This window comes from Methylomonas lenta (genome assembly GCF_001644015.1).
Classification (GTDB): domain Bacteria; phylum Pseudomonadota; class Gammaproteobacteria; order Methylococcales; family Methylomonadaceae; genus Methylomonas; species Methylomonas lenta.
The window spans coordinates 1-5,458 of the sequence record NZ_LUUI01000006.1 but is presented as its reverse complement, the minus strand read 5'-3'; the positions used below and the strand labels follow the sequence as shown (position 1 = coordinate 5,458).

The window sequence follows — 5,458 nt, the reverse complement described above, 5'->3', positions numbered from 1 at the left end:
GGCCCAGTGGGAGCGAAGCTACAATTTGACGACATATAATAATCTGCTAATGGAATGTGACAACACATAGCAAATCCCGTCAAATAAAATCATCCCAATATTCTTATAATATGCCCAACTCAACTCGTAGTGGGGCTTACCGTGGTACATTCGTGGAACGATTTAGATACCCAAGATTTGTGGACGCTCACCATTGATGAGTCCGCATTGTTGCCAGGCATGACCGACAAAGGGCGGTTTGGTTTCGCGGTTCAGCTCAAGTTTATGGAATTGCACGGTCGATTTCCTGAACGCCAGGATGAGATTGACCCAAACGCTACCCAGTGGCTGGCCACGCAACTTGGTACAACGACGGAATCGCTGTCCTCATATGAGTTTGGTGGTCGCCAAGGGCAACGGCATCGGCGCACTATTCGTGTTTTCCTGGGTTTTCGCCGTGCAACCGGCACTGACCTGCAACAGCTTGTTCAGTGGTTATGCGATGATGTCTTGCCGTTTGACCCACAAGCCCATCATGGATACGACATGGCGCACGACTGGTGTCGCACACAGCGCCTGGAACCACCCGCCGGCGATCATCTGGAGCGCGTCATCCGATCCGCCGTGCATGGTTACGAGACGCGACAGCTGGCGACCATTCATGTGCGGTTGAGCGCGCACAACAAAACCACCATCGACCGACTGTTGGCCAGTGAGGAAACCGATGCCGACGATGTTCAAACCGATGTACAAACCGAGGAATCGACGACTATCTCCTTTAGTAATCTCAAGACTGATCCCGGCAAGGCCAACCTCGATAGCCTGCTGGCCGCCATCGCCAAACTCAAGTGCATTGACGAAATCGGCCTGACGCCGGCAGTGTTTCAGGATATTCCCGCCAAATTTATCGAACAATTCCGGCAACGCTGTGCGTCGGAATCGATTCGTGAACTTCGGCGTCACCCAGCCGAAATCCGCTACAGTATGGTGGCCATGTTTTGCTGGCGGCGTCAGCAACAGCTGATCGATGCACTGGTCGATCTGCTGTTGCAGGTCATTCACAATCTGGGAGCCCGTGCCGAGAAGAGGATAGACAAGCGCCAATTCGCTGCATTCAAGAAAGTGCGCGGTAAAGCACGACTGTTGTTCAAGCTGGCCGAAGCCACAGCGGACCAGCCGGACGGGATCATCAAGGAAGTAGTCTATCCGGTGGTAGGACAAAAGACCTTGCAAGAGTTAGTTGCCGAATTCAAGACCATTGGATTCGACTTCGAGCGCGAAGTACAGGAAACCATGCGTTCATCTTACGGCCACCATTACCGGCGTATGCTGTTGCCGGTGTTGGATGCACTATGCTTCCGGTCCAACAACACCGTGCATCGCCCTGTCATCGAAGCCCTGGATGTGCTGAAAGCCAACCGCGACAGCCGGCAGCAGTATTACGATGCCGACGAAGTCCCTCTTGATGGCATCGTACAGAAGAAGTGGCGCGATATTGTGGTGGAGCAGGACAAGGACGGCCAAGATCGGATCAATCGCATCAACTATGAAATCTGTGTGCTGCGCGCGCTACGCAAGCGCCTGCGCACCAAAGAAATCTGGGTTACCGGCGCGGATCGCTATCGCAACCCAGAGCACGATCTGCCAGCCGACTTCGCGACTAAGCGCGACAGCTATTACGAACTACTGAAAGTGCCCAAGGATGCAGAACTATTCATTAAGCAAATCCAGGATGCTATGCAGCAATGGCTGGGAACACTGAACGCAGGACTTCCACTCAATCCGAAGGTTCGCTTGCGTGAGCAAGGCAAAAATAAAAACAAAAACAAAAACCTCATTCACCTTACACCGCTTGATCAACAGCCCGAGCCACCGAATACGGCGGCGCTCAAACGGGAGATTGGGCGGCGTTGGTCGGATGTGGAACTGATCGACATCATCAAGGAAGTTGACCTGCGGCTCAATTTCACGGCTGCGTTTCGTACGAGCGGTAGCCGTGAAGTGCTTGATCCTGCGTTGTTGCAACGCCGTCTGCTGCTTTGTCTGTTTGGCATCGGCACCAACGTCGGCCTGAAGCGCATCGCCAGCCAGCAGCCAAGCGTCAGTGTTGATGAACTACGCTACGTCAAACGCCGTTTCGTGCAGAAGGACGCACTCCGCGCAGCCATCGCCGAAGTTGTCAATGGCATTTTTCGCATTCGCAACCCGGCTATTTGGGGCGACGCCACCACCGCCTGTGCATCCGACTCCAGGCAATTCGGCGCCTACGACCAAAACCTGATGACCGAGTGGCATGCCCGCTATGGTGGGCGCGGTATCATGATCTACTGGCATGTGGATACCAACTCGACATGTATCTACTCCAAGCTTAGACGCTGTTCTTCATCCGAAGTGGCGGCGATGATCGAAGGTGTGCTGCGCCATTGTACGGATATGGAAATCGATCGCCAGTATGTCGATAGCCATGGCCAAAGTGAGGTCGCGTTCGCCTTCAGTTATATCCTGGGGTTTGACCTTCTGCCACGACTCAAGGCTATCGCCAGGCAGAAGCTGTATTTGTCGGCAACGGCCGATGCCGCACAGTACACTCATTTGGAGCCGATCTTGACGCGAGCCATCAATTGGAAACTGATTCGGCAGCAGTACGACGAAATCATCAAGTACACGACTGCACTACGCTTGGGAACTGCCGAACCGGAGGCTATTCTGCGCCGCTTCACCCGCGCGGATGCGACGCATCCAACTTATCAGGCCCTGGCGGAGTTGGGCAAGGCGATCAAGACGATTTTCCTGTGCCGCTACCTCCACGATGAGTCGCTACGGCGCGAAATCCACGAGGGCTTGAATGTAGTCGAGAACTGGAATAGTGCTAACGACTTCATCTTCTACGGCGAGCGAGGTGAATTCGCGACCAACCGTGTGGAAGATCAGGAACTGGGAGTACTGTCGCTGCATTTGTTGCAGATATGTCTGGTATACATCAATACCCTGTTCATCCAGGAAGTACTGGCGGAGCCTGCCTGGCGTGATCGCATGACCGTGGATGACTGGCGTGGCCTGACGCCCCTGATCTACCATCATGTGAATCCGTACGGTCGCATCGAGTTGGACATGGCGCGGCGTCTGGCCCTCGCCGCATGATCCCCCGAAAACGAGGGTTTTAGAGAGAAGGACGCGAGCACAGTGCAACACGTGCACTTCCCCTGAATCGATCTCCCGAAACTGTCTCTTGATTTATTCTCCCAGAACAACGATGATAAACATGAGTAATGGGAGAATGACATGGCTATCGTAATCGAAGATTTGCAAATGGAACAACTGGCGCAGCAGCTCGCCACAGCCGAGGGCGTGACTGTCAGGGAGGTGGTGCGTGAAAGCTTATTGTCACTGGCCGGTATCCGTGGATTGACTACCAAGAAACCACCGCTACGCGAAAGGCTTGCCGCATTGGCTGCCGAAGTCGATGCGTTGCCGCATGCATCTCCCGTCGACACGCGCAGTGACAATGATATTCTGGGTTACGACGAGCACGGCATATGGTGATTGACACTTCCGCCGTACTGGCTTGGCTGAAACACGAACCAGAACGCGAGCGGATTGTCGCCGCACTGGAAGCACACGCCGTGTGCCACATATCGGCAGTAAGTCTGCTGGAGGCTAATATCGTCGTGCGAGCGCGTGAACATCACACCATGCCGAGCAAGCTGCAACGTTTCCTGGAAGAAATCGGCGCAATTGTTATGCCTTTCGACGAACAGCAAGCCCGCCTTGCCAATGAAGCATCACGGCGCTACGGAAAAGGACAAGGCCACCCGGCCCAACTGAACATGGGCGACTGCGCTGTCTACGCGCTAGCCAAGTTGCTTGATGAACCGTTGCTGTTTGTCGGCAACGATTTTGCGCAAACGGACATTAAGCAATGTTGATCGGCTATGCCCGCGTCTCGACGCGTGACCAGAAGCCGCATTTGCAACTGGATGCGCTACAGGAAGCCGGCTGTGAGCGAATTTTTAAGGAAACGGTGAGCGGAGCCAAGCGCGAACGACCGGAACTTCAGTCGGCCCTAGATTTCATGCGCGCCGGCGATACGCTGGTTATCTGGAAGTTGGATCGACTCGCGCGCTCAACCCGCCAATTGCTCGACACCGTGGAAGGATTAGCGCAGCGTGGCATCGGACTGAAGGCGCTAACGCAGGAGATTGACACCACCACCGCTGGCGGCCGTCTCATTTTTACCGTATTCAGCGCTATCGCCGAGTTCGAGCGCGAGATTATTCGTGAGCGTACCCGTGCCGGCCTTGATGCCGCACACTCACGCGGTCATAAGGGCGGACGTCCACGCGCACTGGTTGAGAAGGACTTGAAACAAGCTCGCGCCCTGCTAACCGACCCCGAGATCACAGTCGAGGATGTAGCGCGCCGGCTTGGCGTCGGTTCATCCACGTTGTATCGCTATCTGCCTGCAGCGCGTCAAACGGCGCAAGAAATGGAACTTTAACCACAATGCAGCGAGGTCATGCGTGAGCAACGTTTACCCTCTTCTGCCGAAACTGACAGTACATCGGCAATTCATTGACGACTTTCTTGCGGCAAGGGCGCCGTGTTTTGCACTCGGCATGATTGAGGAACGGAAGCAAAAGCTTGGCCTCCTTGCACTCCGACCAGATAAGATCATTCCTCCGGAAATCACTGCACCAGGCTTCAATTTTGGCCATTCGTTGCTGGGCAATGCCCATTATGAGGTGGTGCATTTTGCCTTCGAGTTCTACGGTTTCGATACCTACAACGTTTTGATCAACCCCAACAACCCGCTGGCACAAGCAGTGCTGGATAACATGATTGAAAGCGGGGAATACTTTTTTCTGGCGATAGGGCCGAATCAGAGCGTAACAGCCTTTCGTTCAGAGATTGGGAAGGAGACTTTGGCGGGCATAACAGACAATCTAGCGCGTATCAAAAGATCGATTACCAGTGATGCGCAATACCAGCAGGCACTGAGTCAATTTCAGAAGCGTCCACTTCCGCCCGGTCAGTTGCTCAGCTGGGTATGTCGGGACAATCTAGGGTACCTGGATATTGCGTCTGATCCCTTGGAGATGACGCCTGCCGCAGATCGTGACGGAACGATATCTGCCGGTGATAACACCTCTCGTGTTTCTCAAAGACGAGCGCTTGCCGAATTACTGGATGGCAAGGTTAACGAGTTGATACGGGCTGGAATCACCGACGACTTTACGTTGCTGTCCCATATGGCGTCCGACATGCCTCTGTTCAAGCGGTTAATGGATATTTCCAATGGGGACGGCATGAATGATCTCTGTGCCGTTCACCCTGGACTTTATCGATTCGCGAAACTACTTGAGCGTATCGCGGCTGGCATCCAATCAGGAGAAATTGAGGTGCCACGTTAACCATGCCGCTACCATTAATTAGCATATGCTTATATGTCGTCAAATTGTAGCTTCGCTCCCACCGGGCC

Annotated in this window: 5 protein-coding genes; all 5 read left to right on the top strand. The window is 54.0% G+C overall.

What is annotated here, in order from left to right:
* Positions 1-108 precede the first annotated feature (108 nt).
* The 5 genes from A1359_RS00360 (at position 109) to A1359_RS00340 (ending at position 5,390) form a co-directional block, all read left to right on the top strand.
* Positions 109-3,120 carry a Tn3 family transposase gene (locus A1359_RS00360; RefSeq protein WP_083960422.1) on the top strand — a complete coding sequence of 1,004 codons (3,012 nt, stop codon included), beginning with the start codon at positions 109-111 and terminating at the stop codon, positions 3,118-3,120.
* Between the two features lie 141 nt (positions 3,121-3,261).
* Complete coding sequence (locus tag A1359_RS00355) at positions 3,262-3,522, top strand: type II toxin-antitoxin system VapB family antitoxin (protein ID WP_066976315.1); 261 nt, start codon at positions 3,262-3,264, stop codon at positions 3,520-3,522.
* Complete coding sequence (locus A1359_RS00350; protein ID WP_066976312.1) at positions 3,516-3,905, top strand: type II toxin-antitoxin system VapC family toxin; 390 nt, start codon at positions 3,516-3,518, stop codon at positions 3,903-3,905. The genes A1359_RS00355 and A1359_RS00350 overlap by 7 nt, the downstream gene beginning before the upstream one ends.
* Complete coding sequence (locus A1359_RS00345) at positions 3,899-4,477, top strand: recombinase family protein (protein WP_066976309.1); 579 nt, start codon at positions 3,899-3,901, stop codon at positions 4,475-4,477. Before A1359_RS00350 ends, A1359_RS00345 begins: the two co-directional genes overlap by 7 nt.
* A gap of 22 nt (positions 4,478-4,499) precedes the next feature.
* Positions 4,500-5,390 carry a hypothetical protein gene (locus A1359_RS00340; RefSeq protein WP_066976306.1) on the top strand — a complete coding sequence of 297 codons (891 nt, stop codon included), beginning with the start codon at positions 4,500-4,502 and terminating at the stop codon, positions 5,388-5,390.
* Positions 5,391-5,458: the final 68 nt, after the last annotated feature.